General features: G+C 37.2%; 17 protein-coding genes. 16 read left to right on the plus strand and 1 reads right to left on the minus strand.

The features are described from left to right. Positions 1 to 3 precede the first annotated feature (3 nt). The 8 genes from LS65_RS07575 (at position 4) to LS65_RS07595 (ending at position 4,543) form a co-directional block, all read left to right on the plus strand. The gene (locus LS65_RS07575; protein WP_052061027.1) at positions 4 to 744 is read left to right on the plus strand and encodes a DUF4145 domain-containing protein; all 741 of its coding nucleotides are present in this window, start codon (positions 4 to 6) and stop codon (positions 742 to 744) included. Beyond that, positions 744 to 1,748: a virulence RhuM family protein gene (locus LS65_RS07580; RefSeq protein ID WP_034361173.1), complete on the plus strand. Its 1,005-nt coding sequence runs from the start codon at positions 744 to 746 to the stop codon at positions 1,746 to 1,748. The genes LS65_RS07575 and LS65_RS07580 overlap by 1 nt, the downstream gene beginning before the upstream one ends. Then, positions 1,741 to 2,172 (plus strand): DEAD/DEAH box helicase family protein, encoded by a 432-nt coding sequence (locus LS65_RS10220; RefSeq protein ID WP_052061026.1) that lies wholly within the window; start codon positions 1,741 to 1,743, stop codon positions 2,170 to 2,172. Before LS65_RS07580 ends, LS65_RS10220 begins: the two co-directional genes overlap by 8 nt. 78 nt (positions 2,173 to 2,250) lie before the next feature. Continuing rightward, positions 2,251 to 2,559: a hypothetical protein gene (locus tag LS65_RS10225; RefSeq protein WP_052061025.1), complete on the plus strand. Its 309-nt coding sequence runs from the start codon at positions 2,251 to 2,253 to the stop codon at positions 2,557 to 2,559. Beyond that, a complete protein-coding gene (locus tag LS65_RS10230; protein ID WP_052061024.1) occupies positions 2,529 to 3,341 on the plus strand; it encodes a hypothetical protein in 813 nt (270 codons plus the stop codon). Before LS65_RS10225 ends, LS65_RS10230 begins: the two co-directional genes overlap by 31 nt. 27 nt (positions 3,342 to 3,368) lie before the next feature. After that, positions 3,369 to 3,695: a hypothetical protein gene (locus tag LS65_RS10235; RefSeq protein WP_236096677.1), complete on the plus strand. Its 327-nt coding sequence runs from the start codon at positions 3,369 to 3,371 to the stop codon at positions 3,693 to 3,695. Positions 3,696 to 3,775: 80 nt separating this feature from the next. After that, the gene (locus LS65_RS07590; RefSeq protein WP_138129826.1) at positions 3,776 to 3,964 is read left to right on the plus strand and encodes a hypothetical protein; all 189 of its coding nucleotides are present in this window, start codon (positions 3,776 to 3,778) and stop codon (positions 3,962 to 3,964) included. A gap of 81 nt (positions 3,965 to 4,045) precedes the next feature. Further along, the gene (locus tag LS65_RS07595) at positions 4,046 to 4,543 is read left to right on the plus strand and encodes an NAD(P)H-dependent oxidoreductase (protein WP_034361171.1); all 498 of its coding nucleotides are present in this window, start codon (positions 4,046 to 4,048) and stop codon (positions 4,541 to 4,543) included. A 92-nt stretch (positions 4,544 to 4,635) separates the two neighbouring features. On the opposite strand, the gene LS65_RS07600 is transcribed toward LS65_RS07595, so the two are convergent. Then, positions 4,636 to 5,262 carry an SDR family oxidoreductase gene (locus LS65_RS07600; protein WP_034361170.1) on the minus strand — a complete coding sequence of 209 codons (627 nt, stop codon included), beginning with the start codon at positions 5,260 to 5,262 and terminating at the stop codon, positions 4,636 to 4,638. A 202-nt stretch (positions 5,263 to 5,464) separates the two neighbouring features. Between LS65_RS07600 and rrpB the strand changes: the two genes are divergently transcribed. The 8 genes from rrpB (at position 5,465) to LS65_RS07640 (ending at position 13,873) form a co-directional block, all read left to right on the plus strand. Further along, positions 5,465 to 5,800 (plus strand): MarR family transcription factor RrpB, encoded by a 336-nt coding sequence (gene rrpB, locus LS65_RS07605; protein WP_034361168.1) that lies wholly within the window; start codon positions 5,465 to 5,467, stop codon positions 5,798 to 5,800. Between the two features lie 105 nt (positions 5,801 to 5,905). Further along, complete coding sequence (gene mqnE, locus LS65_RS07610; protein WP_034361166.1) at positions 5,906 to 6,988, plus strand: aminofutalosine synthase MqnE; 1,083 nt, start codon at positions 5,906 to 5,908, stop codon at positions 6,986 to 6,988. After that, the gene (locus LS65_RS07615) at positions 6,989 to 9,487 is read left to right on the plus strand and encodes a heavy metal translocating P-type ATPase (protein WP_034361164.1); all 2,499 of its coding nucleotides are present in this window, start codon (positions 6,989 to 6,991) and stop codon (positions 9,485 to 9,487) included. It abuts the gene before it with no gap. Between the two features lie 109 nt (positions 9,488 to 9,596). Next, positions 9,597 to 10,712, plus strand: a complete 1,116-nt coding sequence (locus LS65_RS07620; RefSeq protein WP_034361161.1) for a Cj0069 family protein — start codon at positions 9,597 to 9,599, stop codon at positions 10,710 to 10,712. Between the two features lie 201 nt (positions 10,713 to 10,913). Further along, on the plus strand, positions 10,914 to 12,032 hold the full coding sequence (locus tag LS65_RS07625) for an SLAC1 anion channel family protein (RefSeq protein ID WP_034361158.1): 1,119 nt from the start codon (positions 10,914 to 10,916) through the stop codon (positions 12,030 to 12,032). 136 nt (positions 12,033 to 12,168) lie between these two features. Further along, positions 12,169 to 12,666 carry a methylated-DNA--[protein]-cysteine S-methyltransferase gene (locus LS65_RS07630; RefSeq protein WP_034361154.1) on the plus strand — a complete coding sequence of 166 codons (498 nt, stop codon included), beginning with the start codon at positions 12,169 to 12,171 and terminating at the stop codon, positions 12,664 to 12,666. A 105-nt stretch (positions 12,667 to 12,771) separates the two neighbouring features. Next, positions 12,772 to 13,179, plus strand: coding sequence for a hypothetical protein (locus LS65_RS07635; RefSeq protein ID WP_052061022.1), 408 nt, complete (start codon positions 12,772 to 12,774; stop codon positions 13,177 to 13,179). 214 nt (positions 13,180 to 13,393) lie between these two features. Further along, positions 13,394 to 13,873 (plus strand): glycosyltransferase family 10 domain-containing protein, encoded by a 480-nt coding sequence (locus LS65_RS07640; protein ID WP_268903712.1) that lies wholly within the window; start codon positions 13,394 to 13,396, stop codon positions 13,871 to 13,873. Positions 13,874 to 13,943 lie beyond the last annotated feature (70 nt).

Consider the following 13,943-nt stretch of genomic DNA (forward strand, 5'->3'; position numbering starts at 1 on the left):
AATATGAATGCTGCGTTTAAAGAACCAAAATTTAATGAATCGTCCTTTACTTGTCCGCATTGTGGAGTGTTAGCACAAATGGATTTTTGTATTCCTAGTGAATTTGAACGAGCTATTATTGATGAAATAATGGATATAGAAAGTATAGCACAGAAAATTGATAAGCATATTCTTAATGAAGGAGAGGGAGAGAGATTGCATCATAGAATAGAAGCCATAAAAGAAATTATGCAAGATTATAGAGCCTATGCAAATACCTTTTGTGTTTGTCAAAATTGCAATGAAATCAGCATTTGGATAAATCAAAAAATGGTATATCCCAAAGCGCGTTTAACGCCTTTGCCAAACAAAGATTTGCCCGATGAGATAAAGGCAGATTATGAAGAGGCTTCAAAGATTATGCAAGATTCTCCAAGAGGGGCTTGCGCTTTGTTGCGTTTAGCTTTACAAAAACTAATGATACATTTAGGAGAGGATAGGAATCTTGATAAGGCGATTCAAAGCTTGATTGATAAGCAAAAAATTGATAAAACCCTGCAAAAGGCTTTAGATTCTGTGCGAGTGATAGGCAATAGTGCAGTGCATCCAAATGAACTAGATGTAAAGGATAATGTTGAGATAGCCGCAGCTTTATTTAAGATTATTAACTATATTGCAGAAAAAATCTTAAGTGATAAAAGGGAAATTGAGGAAATTTATAGCCTTTTACCTGAAAGTGCAAAACGAGAAAATAGGAAAAAGTAATGCCCAACCTCCTCCTCTACACCACGCAAGATAAAAAAGTCAAGGTTGAGCTCTATGAACTTGGCGAAAGCGTATTTTTAGCCCAAGATGCTATGGCAAAACTTTTTGACACCTCAAAACAAAATATAAGTTTGCATATAAGAAATATCCTGCAAGAGGGGGAATTACAAGAGGATTCAGTTGTCAAGGAATACTTGACAACTGCCAATGATGGCAAATCCTACAAGGTGAAATTTTATTCCTTAGAGATGATTTTAGCTGTGGGTTTTCGTGTGCGAAGCAAAAGGGGTGTGCAGTTTAGAGTCTGGGCAAATGAACATTTGAGGAGTTATTTGCAAAAGGGCTTCATTATTGATAGCGATAGGCTAAAAAATCCCAATGGCAGAAGCGATTACTTTGATGAGCTTTTAGAGCAGATTCGTGATATAAGAGCGAGTGAAAAACGATTTTATCAAAAAGTGCGCGAACTTTTTGCTTTGAGTGCGGATTATGACCCAAGCGATAAGGCAACGCAAATGTTTTTTGCTCAAACGCAAAATAAGCTTTTATATGCAATTACACATAAAACTGCTGCGGAGCTGATTTGCGAGAGAGCAAATGCAAAGGAGCTTAATATGGGGCTAACAAGCTGGAAAGGTAATATTGTGCGCAAAGGCGATGTGATTGTGGCGAAAAATTATCTACATAAAGAGGAACTAGATAGCCTGAATCGCTTGGTGAATGTGTTTTTAGAATCCGCAGAGATTAGAGTGAGGGATAAACAAACTTTGACTATGGACTTTTGGAGGCAAAATGTGGATTCTTTGCTTGTCTTTCAAGGCAAGGAAATTTTAAAAGATAATGGCAGTGTTTCTAATGCGCAAATGGAGCAAGTCGCCTATGAGCAGTATGAAAAATTTAATCAAAAACGCAAAGAGGAAAATTTGCTTAAAGCAGAGAAAGAAGATGAAGAAATTTTAGAATCTACCTACAAAGCCTTGCGTAAAGGAAAAGCAAATGAGTAAAACAAAATCCACACGAGTTTCTTTGAAAAATAAAGCAACTTTAGAGAAAAAACTCATTCTTAAAGAAATCCTTGCACCAAAGATTCAAAACTTTGAATCCCTTTTTGCCTCCCTTGAATTTGGTAGCTTTTCTCATACTATTTCTTTGCAAGAATATCAAATCGCAGCCCTTAAAAGTGCGATTACTGCTTTAAGCCTCTACACGCAAAGCCCCGATTCCCTTTATCACAATTATTTAGAGTGTGAATTAGAGGACATCACAAAAGAGCAAATCAACACAGCAAGTTTTTGGATGGCAACAGGGAGTGGCAAAAGTATCGTGATGATAAAGCTTATCGCGCTTTTGCACGATTTGTTTGGGATTAAGAGTTTGCCTGCCAAACCCATAATGTTATTAACGCCAAACGATAAGATTTTAGAGTAGTTTAAAGCACATATCAAAGAATATAACGCGTATCAAAGCAAAACAATTACATTAAAAGATTTAAAAGACTATGAAAGCGTGAGTTATGGCACTTCACTCTTTGATGAGAATATCGTTTTTGTTGGACGCAGCGATTTACTTGATACGAGCGAAAATGTTGGCAAGGATTCTAAGGCGAAACGATTAAATTATAAGAACTTTTTAAGAGATGAGGGCTGGATTGTCTTGCTTGATGAGGCGCATAAGGGCGATAGCAAGGATTCTGTGCGCAAAGGCTATATAAGAGAGCTTGCAGAGGGCAAAAGCAATAAGGGCTTTATCTTTAATTCTCCGCAACCTTTAGCGATAGTTTTGATTTGCAAACTTGTGCGTTTAATTACAATTTAGAACGATTCAATCTTGAGGGCTATGGCAAAAATATTGCGGTGTTAGATTCTGATTTGAAATCCTTTAAGGACAAAGAAAAAAGTGAGGAGCAAATCGTAAAAATCTTAGAGAGTTTTATACTCTTTTGTGCGATGAAAAAGCATAGAGAAAACATAATGCAAGAATTTGCTTTAAAAAATAAGTCTCTTTTCTACCATAAACCGCTGATTATTGCTGTTGTGGATAAAGTCAATACGCAAGATGCGGGGATAAAGCTTTACTTTGAAGCGATTTTACAGATTTTAAAAGAGGATAGAGACATTACGCCTTTAGCACAGAATCTCTATGAGAATCTTTTGCAAAACCAAAACTTGTATTTTGATAAAAATCTAAGCTTAGATGAGGAATTTTTAGGGCTTATTCAAACAATGGATTCTAAGGTTTTAAGAAAAGAAATTTTTTATGCTAAAGAAGCTTCTATGGTTGAGGCGTGTAGGATAAAGGGCAATACCAAAGAGATTGTCTTTAAATCTAAAAATGCTAAAGAGCCCTTTTTGCTCCTTAATATTGGAAGCATTAGAGAGTGGGAGAAGCAGTATTTGCAACATCTTGGTGTTGAAAGTGGTGAGGACATCACAAGCGGATATTTTCAAGGCATTAATGAAGAATCTTCGCCGATACAAATTATGATAGGAAGCAAAGTCTTTAGCGAGGGTTGGGATAGCAACCGCGTGAATATGATTAGCTTTATTAACATAGGCAGCAAAAATGCCAAAAAATATGTTTTGCAAACCATTGGGTGAGGTGTGCGGATTGAGCCTTTTAAGGGAGTGAGAAAAAGGCTTGGGCAATGTGAGGGGCTTGATTTTAATATGCGGACAAGATTCTCTCATAAAGCCTTAGGTATTGAGACGCTTTTTATAATGGCAACCCAAGCAGAGGCGATAAAAGGGATTTTAGAGGGATTAGAGGAATTTATCCAAAGCTACCCCTTAAGTGGCTTTAGAAAAAGCAAAACATTTAAACCCCTGCTTGTCCCAAAATATAAGGATTCTACTGCTTTGCAAAATAAGCCTTATATCCTCTCGCATTGCGATTTTGAGGAGCTTAAAAGTTATATAGAATCCTTTGATGAAGATGTGCTGCTTTTATCCTGATTTTATCTTTTGGCTTAAGACATAAGCAAAGCAAAGAATATAAAATCATTTTCATAGACCCTAAGGGCTTAACACACGAGGTGAATGCAAGGGATAAGGTGCAAGGCTTTGAAAGTATTTTTGGCAAGAATGGGAGCAAGGGATTAGAAAATCAAGTGTTTTTGTATTATTTCAATCCGCAAGGCACTGCAAATCTAAGTCAAGAATTGCAAAACTACACCAAATCTACTATTAAAGAGATATTTTATTTACTCTCTTTATATTTTTAAATTATTGCAAGGTTCTTTATTTTGATATTCATAAAAAATTTTGCTACACTTATGTTTTATCAAACTAACTAAAGGATATTTATGCAAACACTTCTTCTTTTTTCTCACACATATTGGGAACAATCTAAGGTTAATAAAGCCCTTTTAGAATCTGCCAAAACGCTGAGTAATATCAGTATCCACAATCTCAACACAACTTATCCAAATGGAGATATTCATCTTCAAAGTGAGCTTGAGCTTTTAAAAAAAGCAGACAGGATTGTGTGTCAATTTCCATTGTTTTGGTTTAGCACACCTGCGATAATGAAAGAATGGCAGGATAAAGTGCTTTCACATATTCATTATAGCGATAATCCAAGAGCACTTGAACATAAAAAATTTAGCATTATTACCACAGCTGGGGGTGAGGCATCAAGCTATGATGGACATCACGGATATAGTCTTGATACACTTCTCTCACCTATCTATAATGCTTTCGCGTATTCTTATTGTGATGTAGATAAAAAAGCCTATTGCATTTATAAAGCCAATGTGGATAATCTCCCAATAAATGAATACCTTGCAAGGCTACAAGGATAAGTAGCCTCTAGTTTAGATTCGAAACTTAGGAGCAATTTTAGGGCATAGCTTTTGAGTTAGAATCTAAGTGTATCTATATGCGAAAAAGATTCTTATAGCCCTATCACGCCCACACGCACTTTATCATATCTAGAATCTTGAGCAATTTCTATCATCGCACTTGCATAGTCTGCATAACTCCCTTGACTTTCATTCTTGCTATTTGTCTCAAACTCTTCACCAATGATTTTATATGCTCCACTTTTTGGTGCATCTGCGATAAATGCAGCCGGAGGGCAAACATAGACCCAATGCAGATTCTGCTCCCCTCTTAAAGCTCCTAGCACCTCCGCAGTCGCCTCTGCTACCCCCATATATTCCTTAGGAAACTCTGACGTATCCATAAGTCTTGTCGTGTGTGTTTTGTCCATATACAAGCTCCCTGCACCTCCAACGACAAGTAAGCGCACTTTACTGCCTTGTAGAATCTTGATTAAATGCTCAATATGTTTTTTATGCAACGATAAATCCTGCCACTCACCAAAGGCATCAATAATCACATCAAAGCTTTGTAAATCGGCACTTGTAAGCGAAAAAATATCTTTGATGACAAGATGCACTCTCTCATCAAACTGCGCTTTGCTCCTCGCAAACGCACTCACCTCAAACCCTGCATTCACTGCCTCTTGCACGATTGCACTTCCTGCCCTGCCTTTTGCTGCTAAAACTGCTATTTTCATTATGTCTCCTTTAATTCTTAAATTGTGAAATATAAAATTTCAACTTTGGAATTTTATTAAACTTAGTATGTAAAATCAAGTAAGCACTTTTTTACAATATAGTATTCTTTTTGATACTATTATGTAAAATGGGTGATTTTTTATGCTATAATTTTTAAAAATTTTAGAATCTCATCACAAAATCAAGCAAAAGGAAGCAAAAATGAATGCGTATATTTCACCTTGTCCGATTGAGACAACTCTAAACCTCATTGGCAATAAATGGAAAATCATCATCGTGCGAGATTTACTTAGCGGAACAAAGCGATTTGGTGAGCTAAAAAAATCTGTGGGTGCAACCAAAAATCAAAGTATCTCCCAAAAAGTGCTTACGCAAAACTTACGAGAGCTTGAAGAAGCAAAGATTATCAAGCGCAAAGTCTATGCGGAAGTGCCTCCACGCGTGGAATATAGCCTTACAAATCTAGGGCTTAGCCTAGATTCTGTGCTGCATTCCTTAGAATCGTGGGGAAGCGAGTATAAAAACAAGTATGTATAATATTTGAAGGCATATAAAAGGATTTCTAAGATTGCATATTATACAATCGCGCTTTTATGTATAATCCAAAAACACTAAATGCAAAATAGCGATTAAAGGAGCAATATGGATTTGCTACACAAGGCATTAGCTAGAGAGCCGCTAAGCGCAAAAGAGCTTAGCAAACTTTATGATTATGATATTTTCACATTGGGTGAGGCGGCACAAAATATCCGCGCACAACTTTATGACACAAAGGTATTTTTTAATAATAATCGTCATATTAATCCAAGCAATATTTGCGCCGATGTATGCAAATTTTGTGCGTTCTCTGCCTCACGCAAAAATCCAAATCCCTACTCTATGAGTATTGATGAGATTCTCACCCTTGCACAACAAGCCTACAATAATGGTGCAAAAGAGATTCATATCGTTTCAAGTCATAACCCAAACTACACTTATGAATGGTATTTTGAGTTATTTAGAGAAATAAAAAAGGCTCTGCCACAAGTGCATTTAAAGGCACTCACTGCCGCAGAAGTAGATTATATTGACAGAATCTCAAACAAAGGCTATAAACAAGTGCTTGAAGATATGGTAAAAGCAGGTGTAGATTCTATGCCCGGAGGCGGAGCAGAGATTTTTGATGAGGGTGTGCGTGAGTATATTTGTAAAGGCAAGGTAAGTTCGCAAAGGTGGCTTGAGATTCATACATATTGGCATAGTTTAGGAAAAATGAGTAATGCTACAATGCTTTTTGGACATATCGAGCAAAGAGAACATAGAATCGACCATATGCTACGCTTACGCGATGCACAAAGCGAGAGCGAAAGAGTGGCTAATAAACAAGGTGGATTCAATGCCTTTATTCCTCTTCTTTACCAACGCGAAAATAACTTTCTCAATGTCAAAACATTTCCAAGCGGACAAGAGATTCTAAAAACTATGAGCATAGCGAGAATCTTACTTCATAATATCCCACATATCAAAGCATATTGGGCGACTTTAGGGCTTAATCTCGCACTTGTCGCACAAGAATTTGGTGCGGACGATATGGACGGAACAATTCAATTAGAGAGTATTCAATCTGCTGCTGGAGCAAAAAGCAAAAGCGGTTTAAGCAAAGAAGAGCTTGTGAGCCAAATTAAAGATGCTGGATTTCGTGCCATAGAGCGAGATTCTTTATACAATGAACTTGCCGAGTGCTAAATGCGCTGCTCCCATTGTCAGCTAGAATACGAACCCTCTGCGCTTTTTACGCGATATAATGAAGCAGGAGAGGAATTGCATTTTTGTTGCAATGGTTGCGAAAGTGTATATTTTTTGCTCCAAGATTCTCATCTCTCTAGCTTTTATGATAAACTCACACAACCACTTTCACCACCACAGCAAAAGCAAAAAAACGATTTAATGCGCTTTGACACAGAGGCATTTGCTCAAAAATACATTCATACCTTTATAAAAAATAATGTAGAGTTAAGTGAAGTGCATTTAATTATCAGCGGGATTCACTGCGCAGCGTGTATTTGGCTCAATGAAAAAATGCTTCTTAACACAGAGGGCATAGAATCTGTGGCGATTAATTATACAAATAATAAAGTCACAATTATATGGGATAGGAACAAACTCGCCCTAAGCGAAATTATCGCACTCATTCAATCCATTGGTTATGATGCGTATGTATATGATAGCAGGATTCAAGAAAGTGCAGATAAAGCGCAGATGAAAGAATACTATATCCGCGTCATTGTCGCGCTTTTTTGCACGATGAATATTATGTGGGTAGCCATTGCGCAATATAGCGGATATTTCTTAGGCATACAAGAAGATGCAAAAGACATACTCAATCTTGCCTCCTTTATCCTTTGCACCCCTGCACTCTTTTATTCTGGCTGGGTATTTTATCGCTCAAGCTATTATGGGCTTAAAAATGGCTTTATTGGTATGGATTTGCTCGTAGCAGTGGGTTCTACACTTACTTATGGATATTCTATTTACGCCGCACTTACGCGCAGTGGTGAGACTTATTTTGAATCTGTGAGTATGATTATCACCTTTGTGCTTATTGGTAAGTTCTTAGAAGTGCGTGCGCGGAAAAATGCTGGAGATAGCCTTGATAAACTTAATCATCTTTTGCCTACAAGTGTAATAATATGCGAAGATTCTGGAGCAACGCGTGAAGTTACACCCGAAGAAGTGCAAGTAGGAGATAGAATCTTGGTTCGTGCTGGAGAAAAAATCGCTGTTGATGGTGTGCTTTACTCTCAAAATGCACTTTTTGATACAAAGGCAATTAGTGGAGAATCACTCCCGCTGGAGTGCAAAGAGGGCGATGAGGTGCTCTCCGGCTATGTGAATCTTAATCATCAAATTTTTTATACTGCAAGCAAAGCATTTTCACAAAGCCTAATGAGCCATATTATCGCCCTTGTAAGCTCCTCACTCAATCATCGTCCGCAGATTCAAAATCTCGCTAATAGTCTCTCGCAATATTTTTCACGCGTTATTTTAAGCATTGCCCTGCTCTGCTTCTTGGGGTGGTATTTTATAGGTGATGTGGGAAATGAAAAGGCATTGATGATAGCCATATCTGTGATTATTATCGCTTGTCCTTGTGCATTAGCTCTTGCTACACCAATCGCCTCTGTCGTAGGGATTGGAGAATCTTATAAGCATAATGTGCTTTTTAGAGAGGCGAGATTCCTAGAAAGTCTTGCAAAGGCAAAACTTGTAGTATTTGACAAGACAGGCACTTTAACTCTTGGGGAGCCAAAAGTGCAAAAATGCCATTTAAATGGGGCGTATGACAAAATGCTGCTTTTGGAATTTGTGCGCTTAAGCAAACACCCAGTAGCAGAAGGTATTACACATTTTTTAGAATCTACACAAGATTGCAAAGCGTATAATCACTTTATCTTAAAAAATTTCACGCAGTTTGATGCACAAGGCATAAGCGCAGATTTACAAGATTCACAAAATCCACAAGAGCGCATAAAGATTCTAGGAGGGAATCTAGATTTTCTCTCTGCTAATGGACTTAAGATTCCTTTTTTATCGCTTGGTGGCGGTATGGTCTTTGGCTTTGGAATCCAAAGAGAAAATGAATGCACCTTATATGAGGTATTTGAACTTTATGATGAGCCAAAGCCCTATGCAAAAGAACTGATACAATCTTTGCAAAAAATGGGGATTGAGAGCGTTTTGTTAAGCGGCGATAGAGAACAAAGTGTGAAAGAGATAAGCTCAAAGTGTGGTATTACACAAGCTTTTTATGCTCTATCTCCCTTACAAAAAGCGCAATGGATAGAATCTTATAAGAATAAGCACCCACAAGATGTGCTTGTAATGGTAGGCGATGGAATTAATGACGCTCCTGCCTTGAGTAAAAGTGATATTGCCATTTCTATGGGTGCAGGAAGCGATATAGCAATATTAAGTAGTGATGTAGTCATACTTGATGATAAGCTTACAACTTTGCATAATGCCTTTGCTATTGCGCATAAGACTTATAATACGATTAAACAAAACATTCTATTAAGCATAGGATATAACGCATTGAGTGTGCCAATAGCTACCGCTGGGCTTGTAATACCACTTTTTGCTGCGCTCTCTATGAGCTTAAGCTCTCTTATTGTAGTGCTCAATTCTATGCGCTTAAGGTATTTTAAAGGCGCGGAACATAACAAAAATAAGCATAAAAATGGGTAGATTCTAAAAAAGCAATTAAAAATCTTATAAGAATATAAAAAATTGAGTAAATCTTATGAAACTTTAACGTAATATAAAGATGTTTTAAATTTTTACTAAGGAGGCATCAATGAAAAAACATATTGTGTTTTTCGAAGCAGTTGGAGGTAGTGATAAAGGTAAAGATGGGCATAGAAAAGACACCGTGCCTATGATGGATTATCTTAAGAAACTTGGTTGGAGTGCAGAAGTTGTATTCTTCACCGATGAGATTCTAAAAGATGAGGCAAAGAAAAATGAGATTTATGAATATGTCAAAAAGGGTGCAGATGCGTATGTTTCTCGCGTAAATCCGGGGAATCTAAAAGAAGAAAAACTCTACTTTGATGTATTGCGCAAACTTTGTGCTGATGGTGTGATTGGTATGCCACACCCTGATGCGATGATTGGCTATGGTGCAAAAGATGCTTTGACAAAACTCCGCAACACAGAGCTTGTGCCAACAGATACTCTTGCCTATTATGACCCAGCAGAAGCTCAAAGAATCGGCGTAAAATGGGAAGCAGGCGGGGAACACGACTTTAAGAAAAACTTCCCAAAAACTCTTGCAAAGGGTGAGCGCGTTTTGAAGCAAAATCGTGGCTCAACAGGTGAAGGTATTTGGCGTGTGCAAATCAAAGACCCAAGCAAGTATCAAGGCGTAAGTGAGTTACCACTTGATGCAGAGATTCGTTGCACAGAAGCGGTAGATAATCACGTAGAAGAGCGCAAACTTGGCGAATTTATGGATTTTTGTGAAAAATACCTCAAAGGCGATAATGGAATGCTTGTAGATATGACATTCTTGCCTCGTATTAAAGAGGGCGAAATCAGAATCCTTATGCTCTACAAAGACCCTATTTATGTTGTGCATAAAAAACCAGCAGAGGGCGCAGACGCATTTTCTGCTACACTCTTTAGCGGTGCAAAATATCGCTATGACAAGCCAGAGCAATGGAGTGAGCTTGTAGGCTACTTCTTAAGCAACTTGCCAGAGATTAAGAGCAAACTTGGCAATTATGACTTGCCTTTGATTTGGACAGCAGACTTTATCCTTGATACAGACGCGAATGGCAAAGATAAATATGTTTTAGGTGAAATTAACTGCTCTTGCGTGGGCTTTACTTCTCCTGCTGAATTTTTGGATAAAACTGCACGAAGAGTGGCAAATACGATTATCAACATTGTAGAAGACGCAAAATCTTAATCCTCGCTTTTTCTTCATAAGCTAGATTCTATAGAATCTAGCTTACCTCTCAATTTTAATGCATATTCACTCTACAAAGAGCAATACAAAAGTTTCTACAATAGTATAAAATGATTATCTTTAGTGTTAATCTTTATCCTTGCTTTGGATATGCACAATATGTATATGATAAAAAGAAAGAGTAGTATCTAAGGAGATAAAATGATACAAAAGCAAAAAACAAAAGACTATTTTTCTTATTTACCCATAAGCTTTTTTGGAGCGTGTATGGGGCTTAGCGCAATCAGCATAGCGTGGAATAAAATGACACACTTACTCCAAAACCTCACTATAAATACAGAAAATTTCCTTGTCCCAACCCATAACACAAACTTCTTGCTTTCAACTCTTCTTGCTAATTTTAGCTCTGCTCTCTCTGTCTTTTTTGCGCTCCTTACCCTTATTGCATTTATAGGACTAATGAGTGCTTATATTCTAAAGATTCTAAGCAACTTTGAGAGTGTCAAACTTGAATTTTTCTCACCTCTTACGCGTCCATTTTTTGGCACATTTTTCATCTCTTTGTTGCTTTTGCCCTTTGCACTCCATAGGCTTAGGCTTCCTGAATCCTTAAGTCTTGCTGTGTGGATTGTAGGAGCGGTTTTAATGTTTATCTTTAGTGTGCATATCGTGCAATTTTGGATTTGCAACAAGCTTGATCTTTCCCATATTACCCCCGCTTGGATTATCCCTGTCGTAGGTTTGCTAGATTTGCCCTTAGCTTTGCCTTTGTTTGCGGATAAAGTATGGGTGCAAGATTTTAGCTTTATCATTGCAGGATTTTGCGTGGGCGTTGGATTCTTTTGGAGCATTGTGCTGTGTGTGCTTATTTTTGCTCGCATTGTGTTTTTTGAAAAGCTCCCTGAAAAACTAATGCCTACCCTTGTGATACTTCTAGCTCCTTTTGGTGCGGGAGTAGGTGCTTATGCAGTATTTATCCAAGACTTTAGTTCTCTTGGAGTAGATAACTTAAGCTATGCGCTGTTTTCTATTGGATTATTTTTACTTTTTGCTCTATTACCTCAAATTTTTAAAATTGGCAAATGTTGCCCATTTAGAATCTCGTGGTGGGCGATTAGTTTCCCTTTAGCTGCAATGTGTATCGCAAGCTTTAGTATTACAGAATCTATCATTCTAAAATCCTCTGCTCTAAGTGGTGGAGCAATATTCTTTTCTGCGCTCTCTAGTGTGCTCTTAATTGCTGTAACACTTGCTTTTGTGTGGCTACTTGTGCGCACATTGAAAGGAATTATCAAGGGTGAATTAAAGAATCTTGCTTAAACCATATTTTAGCCGCTTTCAATTATAATGCTTTCAAAATAGGTTTAGGAGAAAAAATGTCTGTAAATACCCTTGTATTTTTTGACCCAAGCCTACCGACTCAAATCCTCCTACTTCATACTTACAACAACATACAATGATTTACACGCAGCAATTTCACTCTCCGCTTGGCATAATCACACTTGCAAGCAATACAAACACATTGCTTGGGCTATGGTTTGAAGAGCAAAAATACTTTGGCAATATACTGCCAAAAGATTGTGTAAAAAAGCAGACACAGGTTCTAGCAGACACGCAAACTTGGCTAGAAATTTACTTCAGCGGGGAGATTCCATCTTTTACCCCTCCTTTATCTGCTCAAGGCACACCCTTTAGGAAATCTGTATGGGAAATTTTGCAGACAATCCCTTATGGACACACGATGACTTATAAAGAGATTGCAAATAAACTCGCACTTAAGAGGGGCATTAACAAAATGTCTGCTCAAGCAGTCGGCAATGCAGTGGGACATAATCCTATCTCACTCATTATTCCTTGCCACCGAGTGATAGGAAGTAATAAAAGCCTCACAGGTTATGCTGGGGGATTAGAACGCAAGGCGTGGTTACTCAAGCTAGAAAAAGCAATATCTTAATGCACCAAAACACACAACCTATCATTTAGCTGCATTTTTTGCAAGTCAAGGATTGTTACAAATTTATTATAAAATTTGTAACTCAATTTAAAAAAAGGAATGTAAATGTATATCCGCACTCTCATATATTATTTTTTCTATAACCAATGTGTGAGAATCCTCTCTGGTCTCATACCCTTTAAATCCTATCGCAAAAGATTTAGAGAGGCTTTTTTTAAGGAGACCCCACCTTATTTTGTGAGGCATTCTCTCTATGGCAAAATTTATATGCCACACTATGAACTTGCGTTTCCCATTATATATCAAGAGCCAGAAATCTATAACGCACAAGGAGAAAAAATGAGGACATTTTTTGTGCGAAGTTATTTAGACGCTCATTATCCAAATAGTGATTCAAAATATTTTTTATGGGATAGATTTAATATTGCTTTACCTGTGCATTTTTATAAAGAAAAGGCAATCTTAGAAACAATGAATAATAACGGGGGGGGGGGCGAAATACGCCTATTTTAGTGAGAGTGAATCCATAATCCCAAAAGATTATGAAATATTCCAAACCCACAAGGGAATCCACAAAGATTTTCAAGCCGTTTTTACATTCTCTGAAAAATTACTCCACACATTAGAAAATGCGAAGTTTATCCCAGCCACAGGATTTTGGTATGGACAAGAGCGAGGTTGTGATATACAACTTGATGAAAAAGTCTATCAAATAAAAGATAAAAATATCTCAATGGTATGCTCTCATAAAATACTTTGCCAAATGCACAAAATCCGCCATTCTATTGCACAAAAAGCTTTAGATTCCAAAAAAGTAGATATATTTGGAAAATTTAATGGTGGCAAATATTTACCACATAAGGCGGATTCTTTACAGAAATATCGCTTTCAAATTGTGATAGAAAATGACATCACTGCTTATTATTTTACTGAAAAGATTTTAGATTGTTTTGTAGCGCAGTGCATTCCTATCTATTTAGGAGCAAGCAAGATTGACCAATTCTTTAATAGCGATGGTATTATCACTTTTACTCCTGATACACCACTAGAAGAAATATTTAAAATGTGTAATGAAAAGGAATATCTCAATCGCCTAGAAGCTGTGCTTGATAACTATCACAGGGCATTACCCTATAAAAATGTGAATGATATGCTTTATGAAGAGTATTTCACAGATAAGCCTAAGCGATTTACAGGGGTGAGGTAATTTTATTTCCTACGCTTTTTGCACAAAACTTTTTATGCTTCAAATACTGATATTACTGCTTAAATCTTAT

Source organism: Helicobacter japonicus, assembly GCF_000762845.2.
GTDB classification, from domain to species: Bacteria; Campylobacterota; Campylobacteria; order Campylobacterales; family Helicobacteraceae; genus Helicobacter_C; species Helicobacter_C japonicus.

What these genes read in the sequence shown, in the direction of transcription:
- LS65_RS07575 (WP_052061027.1), top strand. Translation starts at nt 4, where the DNA reads ATGAATGCTGCGTTTAAAGAACCAAAATTTAATGAATCGTCCTTTACT.
- LS65_RS07580 (WP_034361173.1), top strand. Translation starts at nt 744, where the DNA reads ATGCCCAACCTCCTCCTCTACACCACGCAAGATAAAAAAGTCAAGGTT.
- LS65_RS10220 (WP_052061026.1), top strand. Translation starts at nt 1,741, where the DNA reads ATGAGTAAAACAAAATCCACACGAGTTTCTTTGAAAAATAAAGCAACT.
- LS65_RS07595 (WP_034361171.1), top strand. Translation starts at nt 4,046, where the DNA reads ATGCAAACACTTCTTCTTTTTTCTCACACATATTGGGAACAATCTAAG.
- LS65_RS07600 (WP_034361170.1), bottom strand. Translation starts at nt 5,262, where the DNA reads ATGAAAATAGCAGTTTTAGCAGCAAAAGGCAGGGCAGGAAGTGCAATC.
- rrpB (WP_034361168.1), top strand. Translation starts at nt 5,465, where the DNA reads ATGAATGCGTATATTTCACCTTGTCCGATTGAGACAACTCTAAACCTC.
- mqnE (WP_034361166.1), top strand. Translation starts at nt 5,906, where the DNA reads ATGGATTTGCTACACAAGGCATTAGCTAGAGAGCCGCTAAGCGCAAAA.
- LS65_RS07615 (WP_034361164.1), top strand. Translation starts at nt 6,989, where the DNA reads ATGCGCTGCTCCCATTGTCAGCTAGAATACGAACCCTCTGCGCTTTTT.
- LS65_RS07620 (WP_034361161.1), top strand. Translation starts at nt 9,597, where the DNA reads ATGAAAAAACATATTGTGTTTTTCGAAGCAGTTGGAGGTAGTGATAAA.
- LS65_RS07625 (WP_034361158.1), top strand. Translation starts at nt 10,914, where the DNA reads ATGATACAAAAGCAAAAAACAAAAGACTATTTTTCTTATTTACCCATA.
- LS65_RS07630 (WP_034361154.1), top strand. Translation starts at nt 12,169, where the DNA reads ATGATTTACACGCAGCAATTTCACTCTCCGCTTGGCATAATCACACTT.
- LS65_RS07635 (WP_052061022.1), top strand. Translation starts at nt 12,772, where the DNA reads ATGTATATCCGCACTCTCATATATTATTTTTTCTATAACCAATGTGTG.